Source organism: Acidimicrobiales bacterium (assembly GCA_036273495.1).
Taxonomy (GTDB): domain Bacteria; phylum Actinomycetota; class Acidimicrobiia; order Acidimicrobiales; family JAJPHE01; genus DASSEU01.
Window position 1 is genome coordinate 1 of the sequence record DASUHN010000140.1, and the last position, 2,823, is coordinate 2,823.

At 71.0% G+C, this 2,823-nt stretch carries 3 protein-coding genes; all 3 read left to right on the forward strand.

All coding sequences use genetic code 11. From position 1 onward, the window contains the following. Nucleotides 1-374 precede the first annotated feature (374 nt). Nucleotides 375-746 carry a hypothetical protein gene (locus VFW24_06000; protein ID HEX5266307.1) on the forward strand — a complete coding sequence of 124 codons (372 nt, stop codon included), beginning with the start codon at nucleotides 375-377 and terminating at the stop codon, nucleotides 744-746. Between the two features lie 23 nt (nucleotides 747-769). Further along, complete coding sequence (locus VFW24_06005) at nucleotides 770-1,018, forward strand: hypothetical protein (protein ID HEX5266308.1); 249 nt, start codon at nucleotides 770-772, stop codon at nucleotides 1,016-1,018. 244 nt (nucleotides 1,019-1,262) lie between these two features. Beyond that, nucleotides 1,263-2,823: AAA family ATPase (locus VFW24_06010; protein ID HEX5266309.1), on the forward strand; the 1,561-nt coding region annotated here is incomplete at its 3' end.

Here is a 2,823-nt window from a genome sequence, read left to right on the forward strand (position 1 = left end):
TCGCTCGTCGAAGCGGACCAGATGGCCCCACTTCACGTACGGGATGCGGCGCTCGAGCACCAGACGGCGCACGTGGCGCTCGGTCACGTTGAGATGCTTCGCCACGGTCTTGATGTCGATCAGGACCGGCAGCTGCATCTGCTCGGGCTTGTCCTTGTCCGACACGCTCCCTCCTTGCTCGTGAGTGAATTATCGGCGCGACAACAGGGCCGGTTTCACCGGCATCGGCCGGGAAACCCGTCCGTTCGTGACGTCCGGTGACGCGCTGTGTCGGGCTGTGATCTGTTGTTGGCTGCAGTGACGCCTGGTTTTTCTTTGGCGATTTCTTCGATGCGGTCTGTGGCGGACACTGGAGGCCAGTCGGAGGCACAGGCATGCCTCTGACGCTGCGGTCCGAGCCCGGCCTTCCCGACAGCGCCATCGTCGTGCGCGGAGGCGCGATGCTCGCCAGGGACCTGGCCCTGGCCGCCCAGCGGACTGAAGCCGACCTCGGCTACCCCGGAGTGTCTGTCTTCGCCAGCCCGAGCCTCGGCTTCCGGGAGCTGGTCCTCGCCGCGCCGGCGCTGCGCGTGTACTCCGTCGTGCGGCGCTCGACGGCGGCCGCCGTTCGGGCCCTGGGATGCGAGCTGATCGCCACCGGGGCCCCTCCGCACTACACCCTGCGGCTGCCGGACGCCGAGTTCCCGACGCTGGCCCGCCTCCGGGACGCCTTCGGGCCGCCGATCCCGAACCCCGGTGCACGGTAACCTTGACCCCCGGTGAGGATGTGATGTCCGAGGACATGGATGTTTGGGTCGACTACCACGACACGGACGACGCCGGCCGGGTCCTGACCCTGCGCCGGTTCTTCAGCTCCGAGGACCTGGCCGAGGTAGGGGCCCGGGTGCGCACGGGCGACTACGAGGGCAACCGCTGTCTGGGGACGGTCGCCGCCGTCGAGGCGAACGGGGTCGTCGCCATCGAGCTGGACCAGGCCACGTTGGTGCGCAGCCTTCACCACGCTCCCGCCGACACCTGAGCTTCGATCCGAAGCCCGACCGGATTCGTTCGGAGCTTCGCGCCACCACTCGCCCGCGCGCACAGCGTCGAGCTGTTAACCCCAGCAGTTGGTCCCTCAACAGACCGCCACTGGCCGTGACATACCGAATACGAAGATTCGGTTGTAGCGCCCGCCTGCTTGCGCAATAACAGGGTCAGAGTCAACACACCCCTGCATCGGGGATGCCCTGGGAAGGTGCGACGCCGTCCAGAAGGCGGCGGGGATGATCTACAAGGCCGCGCTTCGCTCCGAGCTCACCGTCTTCATGCGTGTCTCGTGGACGACGGTGGATGCCAACGGCATCGCGGAGATCCAAGGCGTCCCGAGGGAGCTGGCCGGGCACTGGTCATCCCGGTCGATGGCGGTCAAGGCCCGCACCGCCGTGCTGGTGGCCGAGCGCGAGGTGGCCCTCGGCCGGACGCTCACTCCGGGAGAGCGGGTCGAGGCAGCAGAGATGGCCACCCTCCAGACCCGTCCGACGAAACGGGACGCCGACACTGCGACGGTCGAGCTGCGCTCACGCTGGCAGGCCGAGGCCCGCTCGCTCGGCATGGAGTTCGGGCGCTGGCGGGACGACGTTTTCGGCTTCCAGCGGCGGCCGTCGCTGTCACCCGCCCAGGTCGAGAAGAGGGCCCTGGCCCTGCTGGCCGAGGGGCCGGCCACCTTCGGGCGGGCACAGGTCAGCGAGGCGGTGGCCGCCGCCCTGGTCCCGTCCGGCGTCGGGGCCAAGGAGACCCTCGCCGAGATCGAGGGGCTGACCGACCGGGTGCTGGCCCATCCCGAGGTGCTGGCCCTCACTCCCGTCCGACTGCTCGACCCGCCTCAAGCGGCTCTGCGGTCCGACGGCCTCATGGCGTCCGAGCGCCACGGGGCGGCCCTGTACGCCACCTCGGCTGTGCTGCGGGCCGAGGCGGTCGTGCTCGACGCCGCGACGGCCCTCGACCCTCGTGTGCCCCGGCCCCAGCCTCGCGACGTCGACCTCGCCCTCACCCGGTGTCCCCTCGGCTCCGACCAGGCCGAGGCCGTGCGGCGGGTGACGCTCAATCCCGAGGCCATCTCGGTGGTGGCCGGGGCCGCCGGGGTGGGCAAGTCCCGTTTGCTCCGGGTCCTGCGCTCGGCCTACGAGGACGCCGGAACGCCCGTGGTGGGTTTCGCTCCCTCCGCCATGGCTGCCTCCGTGCTCACCGAGGAGTCGGGAATCAGGGCCGACACCCTGGCCAGCTTCGCCTTCGGGGCCCGGTTCGGGAAGTCCCAGGTCCAATCCGGCTCGGTGGTGGTCATCGACGAAGCCGGCATGGCTCGCACCGACGAGCTGGCCGTGGTCATCGACGCCGCCCGCTCGGCCGGCGGCAAGGTGGTCCTGGTCGGGGATCCGGCCCAGCTCGGCCCGGTCGGCCCGGGTGGACTATTCCGGCTCATGGCCGCCGACCGGGGCATCGAGGTGGGCACCGTGCGGCGCTTCGCGGCCGCCTGGGAGGCGAATGCCAGCCTGGCCCTTCGGGCCCGGGACCCAGCCGTCCTGTCCACCTACGCCCGCCACGGCCGGATCTCCGGTGGGGAGCGGGAGAAGGTCCTCGACTCGGCCTTCGAAGCCTGGTCCGACCATCGGGGCGCGGGGCGTCCGGTGATCATGTCCGCGTCGGATCACGCCACAGTCGACGAGCTGGCCCGGCGGGCCCGGGCCGCCCGGGTGGCGGCAGGCGAGGTGGAACCCACGGGCGTGGCCCTGGGCAACCAGCGTGTCGGCGTGGGCGACGAGGTGGTGACCCTCCGAAACGACCGCC